The organism is Gulosibacter sediminis (assembly GCF_023370115.1).
Classification (GTDB): domain Bacteria; phylum Actinomycetota; class Actinomycetes; order Actinomycetales; family Microbacteriaceae; genus Gulosibacter; species Gulosibacter sediminis_A.
Window position 1 is genome coordinate 1,918,998 of record NZ_CP097160.1, and the last position, 19,385, is coordinate 1,938,382.

Annotated in this window: 16 protein-coding genes; 5 read left to right on the forward strand and 11 right to left on the reverse strand. The window is 69.4% G+C overall.

Annotated features, from left to right (window positions below):
- Positions 1-100: 100 nt before the first annotated feature.
- The gene (locus M3M28_RS08865) at positions 101-1,033 is read right to left on the reverse strand and encodes a dihydrodipicolinate synthase family protein (RefSeq protein WP_249386114.1); all 933 of its coding nucleotides are present in this window, start codon (positions 1,031-1,033) and stop codon (positions 101-103) included.
- Positions 1,034-1,211: 178 nt separating this feature from the next.
- Between M3M28_RS08865 and M3M28_RS08870 the strand changes: the two genes are divergently transcribed.
- Positions 1,212-2,225 carry a LacI family DNA-binding transcriptional regulator gene (locus M3M28_RS08870; RefSeq protein ID WP_249386115.1) on the forward strand — a complete coding sequence of 338 codons (1,014 nt, stop codon included), beginning with the start codon at positions 1,212-1,214 and terminating at the stop codon, positions 2,223-2,225.
- A 112-nt stretch (positions 2,226-2,337) separates the two neighbouring features.
- On the opposite strand, the gene M3M28_RS08875 is transcribed toward M3M28_RS08870, so the two are convergent.
- Together M3M28_RS08875 and M3M28_RS08880 are read right to left on the reverse strand one after the other, a co-directional pair.
- Positions 2,338-3,921 carry an APC family permease gene (locus tag M3M28_RS08875; RefSeq protein ID WP_249386116.1) on the reverse strand — a complete coding sequence of 528 codons (1,584 nt, stop codon included), beginning with the start codon at positions 3,919-3,921 and terminating at the stop codon, positions 2,338-2,340.
- A 51-nt stretch (positions 3,922-3,972) separates the two neighbouring features.
- A complete protein-coding gene (locus M3M28_RS08880) occupies positions 3,973-5,532 on the reverse strand; it encodes an aminotransferase class I/II-fold pyridoxal phosphate-dependent enzyme (RefSeq protein WP_249386117.1) in 1,560 nt (519 codons plus the stop codon).
- Between the two features lie 116 nt (positions 5,533-5,648).
- Between M3M28_RS08880 and M3M28_RS08885 the strand changes: the two genes are divergently transcribed.
- The 3 genes from M3M28_RS08885 (at position 5,649) to M3M28_RS08895 (ending at position 9,082) form a co-directional block, all read left to right on the forward strand.
- A complete protein-coding gene (locus M3M28_RS08885) occupies positions 5,649-6,557 on the forward strand; it encodes a LysR family transcriptional regulator (protein ID WP_249386118.1) in 909 nt (302 codons plus the stop codon).
- A 276-nt stretch (positions 6,558-6,833) separates the two neighbouring features.
- A complete protein-coding gene (locus M3M28_RS08890; protein ID WP_431193842.1) occupies positions 6,834-8,273 on the forward strand; it encodes an MFS transporter in 1,440 nt (479 codons plus the stop codon).
- Positions 8,274-8,482: 209 nt separating this feature from the next.
- Positions 8,483-9,082 (forward strand): RraA family protein, encoded by a 600-nt coding sequence (locus M3M28_RS08895; protein WP_249386119.1) that lies wholly within the window; start codon positions 8,483-8,485, stop codon positions 9,080-9,082.
- A 132-nt stretch (positions 9,083-9,214) separates the two neighbouring features.
- Here M3M28_RS08895 and M3M28_RS08900 read toward each other — a convergent pair whose 3' ends face one another.
- From M3M28_RS08900 to M3M28_RS08915, 4 genes are all read right to left on the reverse strand, one after another.
- Positions 9,215-10,051 carry a methylenetetrahydrofolate reductase gene (locus tag M3M28_RS08900; RefSeq protein ID WP_249386120.1) on the reverse strand — a complete coding sequence of 279 codons (837 nt, stop codon included), beginning with the start codon at positions 10,049-10,051 and terminating at the stop codon, positions 9,215-9,217.
- 81 nt (positions 10,052-10,132) lie between these two features.
- Positions 10,133-10,786 carry a DUF1345 domain-containing protein gene (locus tag M3M28_RS08905; protein WP_249386121.1) on the reverse strand — a complete coding sequence of 218 codons (654 nt, stop codon included), beginning with the start codon at positions 10,784-10,786 and terminating at the stop codon, positions 10,133-10,135.
- Positions 10,787-10,994: 208 nt separating this feature from the next.
- A complete protein-coding gene (locus M3M28_RS08910) occupies positions 10,995-12,707 on the reverse strand; it encodes a thiamine pyrophosphate-binding protein (RefSeq protein ID WP_249386122.1) in 1,713 nt (570 codons plus the stop codon).
- Complete coding sequence (locus tag M3M28_RS08915) at positions 12,704-13,483, reverse strand: cyclase family protein (RefSeq protein WP_249386123.1); 780 nt, start codon at positions 13,481-13,483, stop codon at positions 12,704-12,706. Before M3M28_RS08915 ends, M3M28_RS08910 begins: the two co-directional genes overlap by 4 nt.
- Before the next feature lie 88 nt (positions 13,484-13,571).
- On the opposite strand from M3M28_RS08915, the gene M3M28_RS08920 reads away from it, so the two are divergent.
- Positions 13,572-13,952 (forward strand): YchJ family protein, encoded by a 381-nt coding sequence (locus M3M28_RS08920; RefSeq protein ID WP_249386124.1) that lies wholly within the window; start codon positions 13,572-13,574, stop codon positions 13,950-13,952.
- A gap of 177 nt (positions 13,953-14,129) precedes the next feature.
- Here M3M28_RS08920 and M3M28_RS08925 read toward each other — a convergent pair whose 3' ends face one another.
- The 4 genes from M3M28_RS08925 to M3M28_RS08940 are packed head-to-tail and all read right to left on the reverse strand — an operon-like array spanning position 14,130 to position 19,314.
- Positions 14,130-14,954 (reverse strand): energy-coupling factor transporter transmembrane component T family protein, encoded by an 825-nt coding sequence (locus M3M28_RS08925; RefSeq protein WP_249386125.1) that lies wholly within the window; start codon positions 14,952-14,954, stop codon positions 14,130-14,132.
- Positions 14,954-16,705, reverse strand: coding sequence for an ABC transporter ATP-binding protein (locus M3M28_RS08930; RefSeq protein WP_249386126.1), 1,752 nt, complete (start codon positions 16,703-16,705; stop codon positions 14,954-14,956). Before M3M28_RS08930 ends, M3M28_RS08925 begins: the two co-directional genes overlap by 1 nt.
- A 2-nt stretch (positions 16,706-16,707) precedes the next feature.
- Positions 16,708-17,637, reverse strand: a complete 930-nt coding sequence (locus tag M3M28_RS08935) for a cell division protein FtsQ (protein ID WP_249386127.1) — start codon at positions 17,635-17,637, stop codon at positions 16,708-16,710.
- A gap of 54 nt (positions 17,638-17,691) precedes the next feature.
- Entirely contained in the window at positions 17,692-19,314 is a 1,623-nt protein-coding gene (locus M3M28_RS08940; RefSeq protein WP_249386128.1) for an HAD family hydrolase, read from the reverse strand.
- Positions 19,315-19,385: the final 71 nt, after the last annotated feature.

Here is a 19,385-nt window from a genome sequence, read left to right on the forward strand (position 1 = left end):
CGAGTTAGGGGGTGGCGACCGGGCTGGGGTGGAAGTACCCCAAGTGTTCCGGATGCGAGGAGCGGTCGCCAACTCCTCGCATCCGGTGAACCGCGTGGTTCTAGGCGTACGCGACCTGGCCGATGCCCGCCGCGTCGAACGCGGCCGCGATCTCCGCGTCCGCGCCCTCGGCCAGCGGCAGCAGCGGGGTGCGCACGGTGGCGTGGTTGAGGATGCCGCGGTGCACGAGGCCCCACTTCAGCGCGACGGTGCCCTCCATGTGCGAGCCGCGGTGGTAGACGTTCTGCGTCACGGGCAGCAGGCGCTCGTGAATGGCGTGGGCGCGGTCGTAGTCGTGCGCCTTGCCCGCCTCGATGAGCTCGACGAGCGCCTCGGGCGCGATGTTGCCGTAGCCGACGAGCAGGCCGTCGACATCGAACATCGTGGGCAGCAGGTACTCGTCGTGGCACGAGAGAATCTGCAGGTCGGGATGCGCGGCACGCAGCGCGGGGATCTCGGTGTACCAACGGCGCATGTTGCGCACGCCGTTCTTCGTGGCGAACACGCCCTCCTGGCCGGCGATGTCGAGCTGGGTTTCGAGGTTGTAGCTCGCCTTGGTGTTGTCGGGGTACTGGAAAAGGATGAGTGGGAGGCCGCTTTCCTCGTAGATGTCGCGGTAGCGGGTCTGCGGCGCGCCGTCCTGGTAGCCGAAGCGGAGCCAGCCGTGCGACGGGTAGACGAGGCCGGCCGAGGCGCCGGCGGCCACCGCATCCTTCGCCTCGAGGGCGGCGGTCTTGTTGCCTTCCTTGGTGATGCCGGCGATGACCGGGATGCGGCCGTCGGTCGAGGCGACGAACGCGCGGATGACGTCGAGCTGCTCGGCTTCGGTGAGGAAGGTACCCTCGCCGGCGTGGCCGAGCACGGTGAGGCTCTTGACGCCGTCGATCGAGCCGAGCCAGGAGCCGAGGCGCTGGATCGCGTCGAAGTCGACTTCGCCGGCTTCGGTGAACGGGGTTACGGGTGCGGGGTTGAGTCCGCGGAGGTCGAGCGACATGGTGTCTCCTTTGCTCGTCGTTGAGTGGTGGTGGCTTCGCTGGTGTCGTGCTCCGCTTGGTTTGTTGCAAACGTTTGCAGGAACGATTGCAACAATGACAGAATCGTGGAGACATGTCAACGAGGTTCGAAAAAATCTCCGCGCTATGCTCGAAATTCCGAGGCGAAGGAGGCCACGAATGACCAACGCATCAGGTCAGGTGGTGACGCTCCGCGACGTTGCCGCCGCCGCGGGCGTGAGCGTGTCGACGGTGAGCCGCGCACTCGACGACCGACTGCCGAGCTCGAAGGGGGCCTCAGCCGAGCGCATCCGTGAGCTCGCGAGCTCGCTCGGGTATCGACGCAACGTGTACGCCTCCGGCCTGCGCCGCGGCGCGACCGGCACGATCGGCGTGCTCGTGCCGCGGCTGACGGATGTGGTGATGTCGATGCTGTTCGAGTCGCTCGAGCGCGCGGGCAGGGCGAAGGGCTACTTCGCCGTCGTCGCGACCTGCGGCGATGACCAGGCGGATGAGCAGCGCGCGACCGAGACGCTGCTCGACCGCAACGTCGACGGGCTCGTGCTCGCGACCGCTCGGCTCGATGATGTGCTCACCTCGTCGCTGCGCGATCGGCAGATTCCGCACGTGCTCGCGCTGCGCACCGACCGCCGCAGCCCCTCGGTGCTCGGTGATGACGAGACCGGCGGCTACCTCGCGGTGCGGCACCTCGTCGACCTCGGGCATCGCGACATCGCGATGATCATGGGGCCGGAGTTCGCGTCGAGTGCCGTCGATCGGCTCGAGGGTGCGCGGCGCGCGTTCGCCGAGGCCGGCCTCGAGTTGCCGGAGTCGCGGATTCGCAGCGGGAGCTACAGCCTCGAGGAGGGCTACCGGGCCGGCGCCGAACTGATCGACACCGAGGCACCGACCGCGATCTTTGCGGCGAACGACAACCTGGCGATCGGCGCGCTGCGCGCCGCCCACGAGCGCGGGCTGACGCCCGGGCGCGACATTTCGATCGTCGGCTACAACGACATTCCGCTCGCCTCGCGCCTGCCGGTGCCGCTCACCTCGGTGCACACGGCCTTCGACCAGATCGCGTCGGCCGCGATCGAGCTGCTGCTCGCAGGTGACGCCGAGCCCCCGCGCGCCCCGGAACGCATCATGCCCACCCTCATCCCCCGAGCCTCAACGGCCCTGCCCCGCGCGTGAGGGGGTTGAGTGGTCACTTTTTGTAGTTCTGGCGGCGCCAGAACTACAAAAAACGACCACTCAACCCCCTGCTGGCCACGCGAACGGCTGTCGCCTATGGCCGAGAGTTTCGTTACGAGCGGGGCCTCCGGTTCCGGTCCTCGGCCAACGCGTTTTCGTTGGCGCGCATCGCATCCACACCCGCAGCGTCCGGGCCCCGAGGAACAGTGGCGCGAGCAGCCGCGTTTCCGTTGCTAGCAGCATCCCCCGCCCGATACTTGCCAGGGCCGACCAGCACGATCAGGCCGGTCTCGAGTTGGCGGCCGAGCTCCGAATTCTTGCGCCCGACCAGGAAATACCAGACGAGCACGACGGCAGTCCAGAGCGCGAACATGAGGATCGTGATGGGCCGAAGATCCTTGATGATCCAGACGCAACCGGCGACCGTGAGCACCGGAATGAGCGGATGCAGCGGCAGGCGGAACTTGCGGTCAAGGCCGGGCTCGCGGTGGCGCAGCACCATGACCGCGATCGCGACGACGAGGAACGCCATGAGCGTGCCGATGCTCGTCATCTCGGCGAGGAAGTTGATGGGAATCACGCCGGCAAGCAGCGCGACGGCCACGCCGACAATCACCGTGTTCGCGATCGGGGTACCGGTGCGCTTGTTCACCCGGCCGAACACGCGCGGCGCCATGCCGTCGCGCGACATCGCGTAGAGAATGCGCGTCTGACCGTAGAGCACGACGAGCGTCACCGAGAAGATCGAGATGACCGCGCCGATCGCGAGCACGGTGCCGGGCCACGAGGCCCCGACAATCCGCTCGAGAATCACGGCGAGCCCGGCCGACTGGCCCTCAAACTCGTCGGCCGGCTGCGCGCCGAGCGCCGTCACGACGACCATGAGGTACATCGCGGTGACAATGACGAGCGCGGCGATGATCGCGATCGGCAGGTTGCGCCGCGGGTTCTTCGCTTCCTCGCCCGTCGTCGACACCGCATCCAGCCCGACGTACGAGAAGAACACGATACCGGCGCCCGTCATGACACCCGAGAAACCGAACGGCGCGAACTCGGCGAAGTTGTCGACGTTCCAGCCGGTCACAGCGATCGCAGCAAAGAACACGAGCACGGCGAGCTTGAGCGACACCATGATCGTGTTCGCGATCGCCGACTCCGAGGTACCGCGAATGAGCAGCAGCATGCACATGACGACGAGCAGCACGGCAGGCAGGTTGATGACGCCGCCCTCTTCGGGCGCGGCCGAGATCGCCTGCGGCAGCTCAAAGCCGAACAGGTTGAGCAACAACTGGTTCACATACTGCGCCCAGCCCACCGCCACGGCGGCGGCCGAGACCCCGTACTCGAGCAGCAGGCAGGCGGCGACGCCCATCGCCGGCAGTTCGCCGAGCGTCGAATACGCGTAGCTGTACGACGATCCGGCGACCGGCACGCTGCTCGAAAGCTCGGCATAGCAGAGCGCCGATAGCCCCGCGACGGCGCCCGCGATGACGAACGACCAGATCGCCGCCGGGCCAGCAATCGGCACGACCTCCGACAGGATGAAGAAGATGCCCGTGCCGACCGTCGCACCGACGCCCATAAACGTGAGCTGGAGCAGTCCCATACTGCGAGGCAGCAACCCCGTGCTAGTTCCGGGTTCGGCGGGAACGGGCTTCACCCGAAACAGTTGTTGCGCGAGGGTCGATCGAGGCATCGTACTGTTTTACTCCAGACTTCGTTGTCGGTGCGCCATTTCGGCGGGGGGTTAGCGGTCGCGCAGCACTCGCATCCGCTGCACGGTGGGGTCGATCGCACCCCGCACGTGCCCGGTCGGCGACGCCGCGACGGCCTGCAAGAACGCGACCGTCTCGGCCGTGATCTCTTCGCCGGGAATCACGTTCGGGATGCCCGGCGGGTACGCCGCGAGGGTGTCGGCCGACACGCGGCCGATCGCGGCGCTCGCGTCGACGAGCTCCGAGTCGGCGAAGTAGGCCCGCCGTGCCGTGCGGCGCAGCACGCCAGGCTCGGGCAGCGTCGGGAACGCGACCTTCGTCTCGCCGCGCACGAGGGCGGCCTCGGGCGACGTGATGACCTCGATGAGCGCGTCGAACACGGCCGCGTAGTCGGGCACCTTGCCGGCGCCCACGATTGCGACGATCGACGTCGCGGTCGACATCTCGAAGAAGAGCGCGTGCCGGTTGATGAGCTGCTGCCGCACCCAGTGCCCGCTGAGCCCGGCGACCGACACGTCGAGCACGATGTGCAGCGGGTCGACGTCGACGATGTCGTCGAAGCGGCCGAACGTGTCGCTGAGTACGCCGATGCGGCCATCGGCCCGCACGACGTCGCGGAACGCGTTCGCGGCCTCGATCGACGCGCCGATCTGCTCGCGACCGTTCACGAGCGCGTGGCGGGCGATGTCGAGGGATGCGCGCAGCAGCGCCGAGGAGGAGGTCGAGGCGGTCATCGACATGGCGCGATTGATCTGTGCCTCGAGCACGTCGGCGAAGGGCCCGTCGGCGAGGTGGAGCATCGCCGACTGCGTGAGCGAGCCCGCGAGCTTGTGCGTGCTCGAGATGACGAGGTCGGCGCCGAGCTCGATCGGCGACGCGGGCAGCCCGTCGTGGAAGCCGAAGTGCGGCCCCCAGGCGCCGTCGACGATGAACGGCACGCCGTGCGCGTGCGCGAGCTCGGCGAGGGCGGCGAGGTCGGCGGCCGCGCCGAAGTAGCTCGGCGAGACGACGTAGACCGCGGCGAGCGGCACGCCGGATGCGTCGGCTCGCTCGAGCGCTTCGGCGAGCGACGCGAGCGTGATGCCGTGCGCGACGCCGTGCTCGTGGTCGATGCTCGGCATGACGTACGTCGGCACGAGGTCGGCCACGAGCATCCCGTCGATGAAGCTCGAGTGCACGCTGCGCTGCATGACGATGCCCTCGCCGAGGCCGCGCAACGCGAGCGCGACCGTGCGGTTCGCCTGCGAGGCACCGTTCGTGAGGAACCAGGTGCGGCGCGCGCCCCAGGCCTCGGCCGCGAGCGCGAGCGCCTGGTCGTAGGGCGAGTTGTCGCCGAGGTCAACGTCGTCAACGAGCATCGGGATGTCGAGCTGGAGCAGTCGCTCGCCGAAGAAGTCGGCGAGGCGCCCGCTCACGCCGGCCGCGGTGCCGCCGTGGCCCGGCACCATGAGCTGCGTCGAGACCGAGCGCGCGTGCTGCTCGAGCGCATCCGCGTACGGCGTCGTGCTCTGCGCGGCGCTCGGGGCCGCAGGCGTCGCCATGGTCGCGTCGATGTCGCGGTGAGTGGGGCGAGCGAGTTCGGAGATCGACATGTGGCCAAGTCTGGTGCGGCGCCGCGCCCGGCAGAATCCCGCACTTGCCTGCCGACCCACATACGCAGGCTGTTAGCCTCGCTGTAAGCAAAAGCTGTGGTATTAGTGAGGCGCGGATGCTCGACCTACGTCAATTGCAGGCGCTACGGGCCGTGCACGCGGCCGGCTCGGTCACGCGCGCCGCCCGCGAGCTCGGCTGGAGCCAGCCGACCGTCGACTATCACCTGCACGCGCTCGAGCAGCTCGTCGGCGGGCTCGTGCTCGAGCGCACGCCGCGCGGCAGCACCCCGACCGAGGTTGGCGCGTTGCTCGTCGAGCGCGGTGACGAGATTCTCGCGCTGAGCGAGCGGGCGGTGGCGGATGCGCGCGAGCTGCAGCGCAGCGGCCGCACGACCCTGCGATTCGGCACTTATCCGACCGCCGCCGCGCTGCTCCCCGAAATCGTCGCGCGCGTGCGGGGCGCCGGCCGCGAGCTCGAGGTCGTGCTCAAGGAGGTGCCGCAGCTGCTCGACGACCTGCATCGCGGCGAGCTCGACGCGCTGCTTGCGTACTCGGTGCCGACGATTGCGCTCGGGGTGCGGCCCGAGTTCGAGGTGGCCGAGGTGTATCGCGATCCCCTGCTCGTCGCCCTGCCCGCCGACCACCCGCTCGCCGCGGCCGAGGCGCTCGACACCGCTGCGCTGCGGAGCTTGCACGAGCTGCCGTGGGTGCTCGGCTCGAGCGAGCGCGACCCCATGGATGTGCTGCTCATGGCCACGTTCGAGGAGGCCGGCCTAAGCCCCGAGGTGTCGATTCGCACCGACGACATGCAGGTGATGCTCGCGATGGTCACCGCGCGGCTCGCGGTCTGCCTCGTGCCCCGGCTCGCGGCGCCAGCGCCGCCGCCGGGCGTCGCGCTCGTGCCGATCGCCGACGAGTCGTTCGCGCGGACCCTGCTCGCGGTCGTGCCGAAGGATGCGCGCCGCACCGGCCTCTCGATGCGGCAACTGCGCACGCACCTCGCCGCCGCCATCGCAGGGGGTTGAGTGGTCGTTTTTTGTAGTTCTGGCACCGCCAGAACTACAAAAAACGACCACTCAACCCCAACGAACGGTACAGAGGAGGGGATGCGGCTTTTTCTGCATACCTGGCTGGGTGTAACCTGAATCGTCGCCAACTTGACCGACACCGTTCGACTCCTGCACTCCCCAACCCCGCTGAGGCAGGTGGTCGGGCCGCGCCACCGCGTTCGAGGCCTCGCCCCACCAGGGCGGGTACAGCGTTTCCGGCGCGCCGTTCATCGTCAGCTCAGGAGCACATTCGTGTCACACGACACCTCGACCATCAACACCGGCGCCACGCCCGCCGCATCCGGCGCGAAGCAGAACAAGCCCTGGCAGGTCATCGTCGCGAGCCTCGTCGGCACGTCGATCGAGTTCTACGACTTCTACATCTACGCCACCGCGGCTTCGCTCGTCTTCCCCATTCTCTTCTTCCCGAGCGCCGACCCGATTACCGCGCTGCTCTCGTCGTTCGCCGTCTTCGGCGTCGCGTTCATCGCGCGCCCCTTCGGCTCGATCCTCTTCGGCCACTTCGGCGACCGCATCGGCCGCAAGGGCACGCTCGTCGGCACGCTGCTCGTGATGGGCATCGCGACCTTCCTCATCGGCTGCCTGCCGACCGCGGCGAATGCCGACGGCTCGATCAACACGAACATGACCGTGCTCGCGCCGGCGCTGCTCGTGCTGCTGCGCTTCTGCCAGGGCCTCGGCCTCGGCGGTGAGTGGTCGGGCGCCGCCCTCCTCGCCACCGAGAATGCCCCTGCGAACAAGCGCGCCATCTACGGCACGTTCCCGCAGCTCGGTGCACCGATCGGCTTCATCCTCGGCAACCTCCTCTTCGTGCTGCTCAACTACACGCTGACCGAAGAGCAGTTCCTCACGTGGGGCTGGCGCCTGCCGTTCCTCGTGTCGGCCGTGCTCGTCATCATCGGCCTCTGGGTGCGCATCCAGCTCACCGAGACGCCCGCCTTCCAGAAGGTCGTGCGCGAAGACCACGTCGTCAAGGCCCCGCTCGTCGAAGTCTTCCGCAAGTCGTGGCGCGCGATCATCCTCGGCACCTTCGTGATGCTCGCCACCTACGTGCTCTTCTACATGATGACCTCGTTCATGCTCACGTTTGGCTCGACGCCGACGACCGATCAGGCCGCCGCGACCGCGGCCGAGGCGGGCACGGCGTTCGACGCCGCGACGCACGTCGGCGGCCTCGGCTACCCGAAGACCGACTTCTTGCTCATGCTCATCGTTGCCGTCGTCTTCTTCGGCATCTTCACGCTCGTCTCGGGCCCGCTCGCCGAAAAGTTCGGCCGCCGCAAGATGCTGCTCTCGGTCACGGCGCTCATCTTCATCTTTGCCTTTGTGATGACCCCGCTGCTCGGCCTCGGCCACACGGGCGTGCAGACGCAGCTCATCATCGGCATGGCGCTCATGGGTCTCACGTTCGGCCCGATGGGCGCGGTGCTGCCCGAGTACTTCCCCGCGAACACGCGCTACACCGGCTCGGCGATAGCGTACAACCTCTCGTCGGTACTCGGCGCGGGCATCGCCCCGACCGTGTTCGTCGCGCTCTGGAGCGCGGGCGACGGCTCGCCGTTCTGGGTCGGCGTCTACCTCGCCGGCGCGGCCCTGCTCACCTTCGTTGCGCTGCTGTTCTCGAAGGAAACGAAGCACAACGACTACACGAATGAGTCGGTCGCGGCCTAGCGTCGCCTGACGAAATCCCCGGTTCGCGGGGCCGGATGCGCGCCAACACATCTCGCCCGGCGCACCGGGGATTTTTTGCTCGGGCCGACGGATGCTCGGCCCGGCTCGCCAGCGCGAGTCGCGCATCCGCCTCGCGCCACGAAACAATCTCGGATTAGAGTGAATTGCAGCGCGGGCGTCACCGAGGTCGCTCGCGGAAGGGATGCGCCATGACCGATCTGCCGGACTCCGAGATTCGCCGCCGCCTCACTGCCCTCGCGCCGAGCCAACTCAGCGACGCAATGGGCCGCCTCAACGTGGTCGACAGCGGCATCGCGCCGATGTGGCCGTCGCCCGGCTTCGTCGGCCGCGCCGTCACCGCCTACGTTGCGCCCGGCGACAACAAGGTGCTGCACGAGCTCGTGCCCGACCTCGCCGAGGGTGACGTCGTAGTCGTAAATGGCAGCGGCGTCACGAACCGCGCGCTGCTCGGCGGCATCATCGCCGAGCGGATGCAGCGCCACGGCGCCGTCGCCGTCGTGCTCGACGGAGCGATCCGCGACGCGCTCGAGTTTGAAGAGATCGGGCTGCCCGCCTACGCCCGCGCGGTCTCCCCCGCCGGCCCGTACCGCAACGGACCCGGCCGCCTGCACGAGGCGGTCGCGATCGGCAACGTCGTCGTGCATCCGGGCGACTGGCTCGTCGGCGACCGCGACGGCATCGCTGTGGTGCCGCAGGGCGAGGTCGCCGAGGTGCTCGCCGGCGCCGAGGCGAAGCGCGAGTCCGAGGAGAAGCAGCTCAGCGAGCTCCGCGCTGGCCTCCTCGACTAGCCCGCGCCGAAGGGCTCGCGCTCTCCATGGGTGTCGCGTTTAGGCCCATTTCACGCCCGATTCCGCGAGTTTTTGGGGCCAAACGCAACACCTATGCGGAGGGGACGGCGAGCTCCGCGCCAGCCTCCTCGACTAGCTCGCGCCGCCCGACGCCGCGACGAAGTCGCGCGCCCACGCGGCCGTCGCGTCAAGCCCGCCGAAGGTGTAGAAGTGCATCGCGACCTCGCCGAGCGCCGCGTCGCGAGCCACGGCATCCTGCAGCGAGCGGATGAACGTGTCGGGCCCCGCGGTGCCCATCAGATTCGCGAGCGAGAAGCCGTACTTGCGCACGATGCCCGCGCTCGACGTAACGCCGAAGCGGCTCGCGTACCGTAGCAACCGCTTCACGCCGGCAGGCCCGGGCGCGCCGACTCGAATGGGCCCGTCGTAGCCGCGAGCCCGCACCTCGCCGACCCACGTCGCCACCGCATCCGCGTCGAAGCCGAACTGCGTGACGACGACGGGCGCGAGTCCCTGGGTCCGCAGCTCGCCGAGCTTCTCGTCGAGGGATGCCCAGAGCACGTCAGTCGCAATGTTCGGGTGCCCCTCGGGGTAGCCCGCGATGCCGACCTCGCGCACGCCATAGTCGGCGAGCCGCACCGCGCGGATGAGCGAGGCCGCGTCGGAGAACGGCCCCTCGGGCTGCGCCGGATCGCCCGCGATGAGAAACAGGTGTTCGGCAACGCCGGCTGCCTGCAGCTGCTCGAGGAGGCTCATGAACACGTCGAGTGAGCGGATGCGCCGGGCCGCGAGGTGCGGCACCGGCACGAACCCGGCGTCGAGCACGGCGCGCGCCGCAGCCACCGTCGTCGCCGGTTCCTCGTTGCTGAGAAACGTCACGTTGATGCGCGTGCCCGCGGGAATCAGCTCGGCCGCCGCGGGAATCGCCGCCACATCGCGGCTCGTGATCTCGAGCGAAAAGTCACGCATGAGGGCAGATTCGCGGGGTGCCGGTGGCGTCATAATCCCCAATTCTCCCCCGTCGCGCGGTCTCCCGGCGACACGCGGCAGCTACCCACCAATACCCAGCACCCCGGCCACGAGGTTGATCGCCACCGCGAGAATCACCATGCCGAACAGGAACGACACGGCCGCGTGCCGCAGCAGAATCTTGCGGATGCGCGTGTCGTTGATCTCGGGGTCGGTTGCGCCATAGGTCATGCCGACCGCGTAGCTGAGGTAGAGGAAGTCGGCGAAGCACGGCGGCGACTTCGAGTGAAAGTCGATGCCGCCATCGTCATCGCGGTAGTACTCGTACGCGTAGTGCACGGCGTAGGTCTGGTGAATGCACGCCCACGCGCCGAAGACGCCGACGAGCGTGAGCACCGCCCCGAGCGGCGTGTTGCCGCTTTGCTGCACGATGAGCACGCTCACGATCGCGAGCACGGCAACGATCGCGACGAGCACCTCGTCGAAGATCGGGCTGAGATCCTCACGGCCAACGTTGCGCTCAGTCGCCGCCGCATCCATCGGCCAGAGCGTCAGCATCGAGAGCACGACGAAGACGAGCTCACCCACGCAGATGCCGAGCAACGCCGCCACGTAGCCGTCGAGCCAGAAGCCGGCCACGAGCGCCGCGGCCACCCCGAGCACCGCCGCGGTCACGAGTTGCGCCCACGTTGGCCGCAACAGTCGTGGCGTATAGCCGGTCTCCTCGCCCGTCATGTCAACAACCTAGCCCCGGCCGGCGCATCCGAACGCGCCAGTGTCGCCGTGTCGCAGCGAGCAGCCCAGCGCAAACCACCGCAGCGCCCGGCCGCAACGCCGGCCCGCAGCGCCGGGCGGCCAGCCCGGCCGCAGCGCCGTGTCGCAGCCAACCACCCGGCCAGCGAACCAGCGCGACAGCCAGCGCGGCCGCCGCGCCACGACAGACTCAGTGCCCAAACGCCTCCGCGAGCCACCAGGCCCCGCCGTCCGAGGCGATCCGTGCATCAATCACGATCGGCCCGTCGCCCGCCTCAAGCCACGCGCGCACGGGTTCGAGGTCGTCGACCGAGCGCACCGTCACGCCCGCCGCGCCGAAACCGCGCGCAATCGACGCGATGTCGACGCGCGGAAAGGTGACCGTGCCGAAGTCGGGCGGCACCCCATCCGCGCCGAAGTGATGCACCTCGGCGCCGTACGCGTCGTCGTTGTACACGATCACGACGAGCGGTAGCTCGAGCCGCACGGCGGTCTCGAGTTCGGCGATCGCCATCAAGAAGCCGCCGTCGCCGACGCCGAGCACCGGCAGTCGCTCGGGCTGGGCGAGCGCGGCGCCAATCGCCGTCGCGAGCCCCAGGCCAATCGACTGAAACGCCTGGGTGAAGCAGAAGCCATACTCGTCAGGCACGCGCAGATAGCTCGACGGATACCCCATGAAGTTGCCCGAGTCGATCGACACGACGCGCTCGGCGGGCAGGATGCGGTCGAGCGCGTCGGTGAGGATGCGCGGGTCGATGCGCCGCTCGCCGTCGTCGCCGATGACCGAAAGATCGCCGGGCACGTGCACGTCGGTGAGCCCGGGTTCGCCGTGCGGCACGTCGTTCCAGCGCGCCTCGGCGGCGATGGCCTCGGCGACCTCGGCGGTGCGATACCGCTCCCCCGCACCCGAGCGCGCGAGTTCGTCGGCGACGGCGCGGGCCGTGAGCGCCGCATCCCCCACCACGCCGAGATCGATCGGCCGCTGCGCGCCGAGGGCGAGCGGCTCGAGGTCGACCTGCGCGACGCGGGTGTCGTCGCCGATGAGGCGACCGTGACGCATCGTCCACATGTTCAGCGCGCAGCCGAACGACACGATGAGGTCGGCCTGCGAAATGAGCTCGGCCGACAGCGGCGACGAGAATCCGCCCGAGATACCGAGCGAGAACGCCTCGCCCTCGAACAGTCCGTTCGCGACGGCCGAGGTGGCGAGCAGCGCGCCCGCGACGCGGCCGAGCTCACGCAGTTCCCGGCCCGCGCCTCGGGCACCGCGCCCGGCCACAATGACCGGCCGCTCGGCCTGCCGAATGAGGTCGGCGAGCGCACGCACCGATGCGTCGGAGGCGCGCGGCGGCGCGGGTCGCGGCGGCGACGTCAGCGTCTCGAGCGCACGGATGCTCGCCTCGGGCACGAGCGCATCCTGCACGATAATGGGCAGGTTGAGCACCACGGTGCGGCGCTCATCGCGGGCCAAGCGAAACGCGTGCACGACGTCGCCGAGCGCGCTCGCCGGCGAGTTGACCCGCTGCGGGCTCGCGAGCACGGCCGAGGCGAGCCCAGACTGGTCGATCGAAAAGTTCGTTGGCACCGGCGCGGGCGCCGACTCGGCGGCAAGCACGACCACGGGCGTGCGACTCTTCGCGGCCTCGCCGATGCCGGTGACCGCGTTGGTGAGGCCGCAACCCTGATGCAGCGAGACGAGCGCGACGGTGTCGCTCATGCGCGCGTACGCATCGGCCATCGTCGCCGCGCCGCCCTCGTGCCGCGTCGCCGTGAACTCGACCCCAGCATCCCGCAGCGCGTTCGTCACGGCAAAATTGCCCGAGCCGACGACGCCGAAGCAGTGCCGGGCGCCCAGCTTGGCGAGAGCGCGACCAACGAGTTCGGCGACGGTGAGGCCGCTCATGCCTGCGCTTCGACGAGGGCGAAGACGCGCGTCGGGCTGCCGGTGCCGCCAACAATCGGCAGCGGTGCGACGACGAGCACGGCGCCCCGGGCCGGCAGTTCGGCGAGGCGCTGCAGAGAGGTGATGCCGTACTTGTCGGCGCCGAGCAGGTGGTAGTGCATCGGGAACGGCGGGTCGAGCTCGGCGCCGCGGCCCCAGTCGATGCCGACCGTCTCGACGCCGACGCCCGAAATCTCGGGTCGTGCGGCGAGCCATTCGGCGAGCTCGGCGGTGCAGCCCGGCGTGTGCGAGCCGGTTTCGTCGGCGTTGAGGAACGCCTCCTGGTCGTCGGAGAACTGGTCCCAGCCAGTGCGCAGCAACAGCCAGGTGTTCGGTTCGAACGCGCCGTGCTCGGCCTCCCAGCGCTCGATGTGCTCGACGTCGATGAGGAAGTCGGCGTCGGCCGCCGCCTCGGCAGAGAAGTCGAGCACGACCGCCGGGCCGACGAGCCGTTCGGGCGGCAGCTGCGACACATCGTGCCCCTCGCGGCCGCTCACCCAGTGCACGGGCGCGTCAATGTGCGTGCCGATGTGCTCGCCGGTGTGGATGTTCGCGTGCTTCCAGAAGGGCCCGGGTTCGTTGTATTCGCTCACGGTCTCGAGCGAGAAGTCGATGAGGTTCGCGAACGGCTCGGGCAGGCGCAGCGTCGGCGTCGAGGCTTCGAGGCGGTTCGTCAGATCGACAATACGAACGCAACCGCTCGCGAGGGCGGCAACGAGGTCGGGCAGCAGCGCCATGGGGAGTCCTCTTCCTTGGGGAACCTGGGGCCGCCGGGTGCGCACCCCACACCTGTCAGGCTAATCGAGCGCGGCTACGCTGGTGGGCGTGCTTGCCAACGACACTCGCTGCCCCTGCGGAACCGGACTCACCTACGGCGAATGCTGCCGCCGCTTCCACGCCGGCCAGCCCGCCCCGAGTGCCGAGGCGCTCATGCGCTCGCGCTTCACCGCCTTCGTCACGGGCAACGCCGAGTACCTGCGCTCGACGTGGCATCCGAGCCGTCGCCCCGAGCGGCTCGACCTCGACGCCGACCTCGTGTGGCAGCGCCTCGAGGTGCTCGGCACGACCGGTACGCCGTTCGATGCGACCGCCACCGTCGAGTTCATCGCGCACTTCAGGGATGCGGATGAGCGGGGAACCCTGCACGAAAACAGCGAGTTTGTGCGCGAGCGGGGCCGCTGGTTCTACGTGCGCGCGCTGTCGTAGCGCCGCCGCGGGCCCCGTAGGGGCACCGCCAGTAATGCTGCGCTAACAGTAGTGGCGCGCTCAACGACACAGCCACCTCGGCAGTGGCGCGCTCAGCGACAAGTGGCGCGATGATGACAGCGCCACTTGTCGCTGACCGCGCCACCCAGACGTTCCCGCCCTCACGGGGACGTGCACCTATCGGTACACCGGCCAGGCCGAGCCCGCCACGAACGCGCCGACCACCGCAAGCACCGTCACGGCAAGCACGACGAGGTCGAGTCGCCGAATCTGCAGCTTGGCCATGCGAATCTGGCGCCCGCGCGCATCCGAACCGGCGCGTGTGAAGCCGCGGGTTTCAAGCGCCTCCACGGTTGTGCGCACCGACTTCGCGGTGTTGAGGAAGATCGGGTAGAACGACAGCACCGCGAGCTTCGCCCACTGCGCCATGACGCGCCAGCCAAGAATCCCGCGCCGTTCGGGCGGCGCCGTCCGCAGTCGATACCCCTCGAAGACGGTGCTGAACTCCTCAACGAGAATTGGGAGCATCCGGTAGCCGTAGCTGACACCGAACGCGAGCATCTGCGGCGCGCGGAACGCGAGCAGCGCATCCGAGAGCTTCTCGGGGTCGAGCGACACGAACGCGGCCATGCTCGCGAGCGAAACCACGCCGAGCTTGAGGTGCAGCGCCGCGAGCGCGATCAGCGTCTCGAGGTTGCCGCCGAATAGCCACGCGGCAACCGCCATGTAGATGACCTCGGCGCCGAGTCCGAGCACGAACAGCCCGAGAATGAGCGGGCCGACGCGTGCGAGGAAGATCGACGCGGCGCCGATGACGAAGAGCCCGGCGAGCACCGTGATGTTGTGGGTGAACCAGGGCACGAGGGCGAGCAGGATGTACCAAATCACCACCGCGCGCGGGTCCATCGCCGCGAACAGGCCGCCGCGGGTCGCGTACGCGGTGCGAATCAGCTCGAGCTTGACCAACTCGACCGACAGGACGTCATGGTGTGCGCGTGCCATCAGTGCGTCTCCTCCAAGTGGTTGAGCGGTGCTGCGACCGCGGCGACGAGCTCGCCCACCGACAGCGGAACCGGGTCGAGCCCGAGCTCGCGGCCGAGCACAGCGATCTGCGGCGGCCGCAGGCGCACCTGGTCGAGCAGCGCCGCGTCGGTGAACAGCTCGCGCGGGGTGACGTCGGCGAGGATGCGCCCGCCCTCGAGCACGAGCACGCGATTCGCCCACTCGGCGACGAGCTGCATGTCGTGCGTGGCGACGACGGTGCACTCGATGGTGTCGGCGAGCTCGGCGAGCATCGTCGTCACGTCGTCGCGGCTCTGGGTGTCGAGGCTTGACGTGGGTTCGTCGAGCAGCAGCAGCTTCGGCCGCATCGCGAGGCCGATCGCGAGGGTCGCGCGGCGCTGCTGGCCGCCCGACAAGGTGCGGCCGTCGCGCTCGGCGATCGGCGTCAGTGCGACCCGCTCGAGCACGCGCTGCACGATCTGGTCGGTGTCGGCCACCTTCCGCGAGCGCGGGAACAGCGCGACGTCGTCGCGCACGGTGCCCTTGAGGAACATGAGCTGCGGATGCTGGTAGAGGTAGGCGGCGGTGTCGGCCATCTTCCGTGCCGAGACCGAGCGCGTGCTTTTGCCGTCGACGACCACCTCACCCTCGCGGGCGACGATGATGCCAGCGAGGAGCTTGAGCAGCGTCGACTTGCCCGCGCCGTTGCCGCCGACGAGGGCGATGCGCTCGCCGCTGCGCAGCGTCGTGTCGAGGCCCTGCAGCACCGGGGTGATGTTGCCGCCGACGCTCTTGTAGCCGTGCGTCACGTTCTCGACCTGGGCCACGACCGGGGCGTAGTCGCCCGTCACATCCGTACGAAGCGGATGCGCGCCAAGCAGATCCGCGGCCTCAGCACGGTCCTCGACCACCACATCCGCCCGAACCGGATGCGCGCCAAGCAGCTCCGCGGCCTCGGCCGGGGTGCGCGGCGCGGCATCCAAGCCGAGCGCGCGCACCGCCTGCACCGCCTGGGGTGCCGGGATGCCGTGCTGCTCGAGCTCGTCCGTGCGGCGCAGCGCATCCTCGATCGGCAGGTGCCAGACCGGGCTGCCGTGCGCCATCAGCACGACCGACTTCGCGTACTTCGCGACGAACTCGGCGTGGTGCTCGATCGTGATCACGGTAACGCCGTGCTCGCGGTTGAGCTCGGCGAGTCGCTCGTAGATCTCCTCGGCGCGCGCCGGGTCGAGCTCGGCGACGGGCTCGTCGACGATGATTACCTCGGGCCGCAGCGCGAGCGCACCGGCGAGCGCGGTGAGGTGCGCCTGGCCGCCCGAGAGCTGCCAGATGTAGCGGTCCTCAAGGTGCGCGATGCCGAGGCTGTCGAGCGCCGCATCGGTGTCAGCCTTATACGAGTCGCGGCCGAAGTTGATCGGGCCGAACGCGACGTCGTCGCGCACCGTCGGCCGCACGAGCTGGTTCTGGAAGTCCTGGTAGACGTAGCCGACGCGGGTCGAGAGCTCGGCGACGCTCGAGGTGTACGTGTCGACCCCATCCACCGTCACCGAGCCGGCGAAGTCGCCCGACCAGTAGTGCGGAATCAGACCGTTGATGCTCTTGCAGAGCGTGGTCTTGGACGCTCCGTTGCCCCCGACCACGGCAACGAAGTCGCCGCGTTCGATGGTGAGGTTGACGTTGCGCAGCACGTCAGCCTCGGCGCCGGGATACCGGAAGGACAGGTTCTCGATGACGATGATGGGGTCGGCCACAATTAGCGCTTTCGGTTCTTCTGGGAGCGGCGGAACAGCAGGATCGCGACGACGAGCATGACGACGATGACGCCGACGCTCACCCACAGGAAGCCGGGGCCGTACTGGTCGAGCAGCTCGGTGTCGACGGCGCCGAACGAGAGGTCCCACGCCTCGAGGAAGGCGAAGAAGAACGAGGCGATCGAGAGCAGCAGGGCGACGACGACGAACCAGCCGACGTGCTGCACCGAGCCGGGCGCACGCTCGCCGGGAACGCGCGGGCGCAGGCCGAGCAGCGGCTCGATCTTGCCGTAGAGCGCGGGGATGAGCCACATGGCGGGGATGGCGCCGAAGAGGATGCCGCTGATGAGCACGTCGACGCCGAGGCCGATGCCCTCGATCGCGAGGATCGACTGCGGGAGGCCCTCGACGTACTCGGCGTCTTCGAGGCCGATCCAGACCTTCGAGAGGTCGACGATGGCCGAGAGCACCTTGTCGATGAGCACCACGGTGATCGCGGCGATCCAGATCTGCACGCGCGAGTTCGCGTTGCGAATGAGCATACCGCCGACGTAGAGCGCGAGGAACATCTGTAGGAAGCCCTCGACCTCGGCGAGGCCCGAGAAGTCGCCCATGAGCAGGTCGGTGAAGACGATCTCGCCGAGCGGTGCGCCGAGCGCGGCCCAGAACGGGTTGAACAGGGCCACCATGGTGAGCGGCACGAAGATGAAGCTGCTCACCGAGACGTCGATCGGGCCGATCGAGACGTCGGGAATCACCTCGAGGATGATGTTCGCGAGGCCATTCAGTGCCATCGCGAGCACGAAGACCATGAGCTTCTGCGGCATGGTCATGTCGCCGCCGGGGGCGCCGTTGCCGCGCAGGGCGCCGGCGCGGCGGTAGTCGGAGGGCTCGGCGGAGTGGGGCTTGGTGGGCTGTTGGGTGTCAGTCACGGGGGTGCTCCTTGATTCGGGGGTCACGCAGCGTCGGCTAATGGAGGGATGTGGTCACGACACTGCCGCGGTGGCGGCGTCGCGGCTCGGGGTCAGCAGGTCGATGAGGTCGGCGGCGGAGTCGATGGCGTCGGTGGCGATGCCCTCGGCGACGGCGGCGTCGATCTCGGCGTCGCCGGTCGAGCCGCCGCGCACGAGCACGCGGCGGGCGATGCCCACGGCGAGCGAACCGGCCGCGTCATTGCGCGGCTTGTCGCCGAGGAACCAGGTGCGGGCCGGGTCGGCGTCGGCGACGAGGAGCGCCTCGCGCAGAATGCGCGCATCCGGTTTGCGCACGCCGACCTCGTCGGAGCACACGTAGGCGGCGATGAGGTGGTCGATGCCCTGGGCGGCGCACTCGGCGCGCACGGCTCGGCCGCTAATCGTGTTCGAGACCACGACAACGGGCATCGCCTCGCGCTCGGCGTGCTCGAGCAGCTCGCGGATGCCGGGGCGCGGCGTGCGCTTGCTCTTCGCGGTGCCGAAGCGGAACATCAGATCGTGTGCCTCGGCCTCGAGCAGCGCCCGGGCTCGCGGGCTGAGGTCGCCGCCGACGAGGTCGCGCCAGAAGCGCGCGGCGCCGATCTCGTGGCAGCCGTCGGGGCGCTCGCGCTCGGTCACCTTGAACTCGCGGTAGCGGTCGATGCCCGCCGAGATGAGCGCCCGGGCGCGGATGCGGTCAACCGGCTCGTCCTCGGCGTCGAGCAGCGCCGCGAGCGAGTCGCAGAACGCATCAAGGAGCGCGCCGTCGGGCTGCGAGGTCGAGATGACCCCACCGTGGTCGAGCAGCAGCGCTGCCTGCCGGCCCGCGGGCAGCGCGTCGGTCGCTGCGGGCAGCGCCGAGGCGGGCGCGGGGTCGGCCGCCGCCCGCAGCGTTTCGAGCAGCCCCTCGGGGGTCGGGAACACCGCATCCGCTACCTCGGCCACGCCGAACGGCGGCTGGTCGGTGTGCTTGCTCACCGTGAGCACCACCGCGCCGACGCCCGCGCGGCGGCCGGCCACGACATCCCGGTCTTGCGTGTCGCCGACGTACCAGGCGTGGGCGGGCGAGACGCCGAGCGCCGCCGACGCGAGCTCGATCATGCGCGGGTGCGGCTTACGCATCCCAACCTCGTCGCTGTAGACCTGCACCTTGAAGTACGCGTCGAGGCCGTGCTTCGCGAGCAGGCGGCGGTGGCTGCGGCCCGAGTGCGCGTTGCTCACGATGCCGAGGGGAATGCCGCGGCGCTCGGCCTCGGCGAGCAGTTCGGGGATGCCCGGGCGCACGTTGTGGTCGGAGATCGTCGTGTTCTGCTCCTCGAGCAGCGCGCTCGCCTCGGCGACGAGCAGGGCACGGATGGGCTCGGGCAGCTCGGCCGCGAGGAAGTCGCCGACGACCTCGCGGTGCGTCATCTCGCGCGGCTCGAGGCGGCGGCTCGACGCGTGCTTCCAGTGGCGCAGCGCGGTGAGTCCCGAGTCGAGCGAGGTGCGCACCTCGGCCTGCTCGATGCTGTGCCCGGCTCGCGCGGCACGCGCCACGATCGACGCAGCCAGCTCGTCTCGACCGGTGGGTCGCTTCACCGTTTCGAAGATGACGCCGCCGAAGTCGAGCAGCAGGGCGCGGGGCGCGTAAAGCAGGGGGGATGCGGTGGTCGGCACGAGTGGGTCTCTTTCTGTCGCGTTCGCAACGACCGTACGAAGGACCCGTGTACGGCTTGGCACCGCTATGT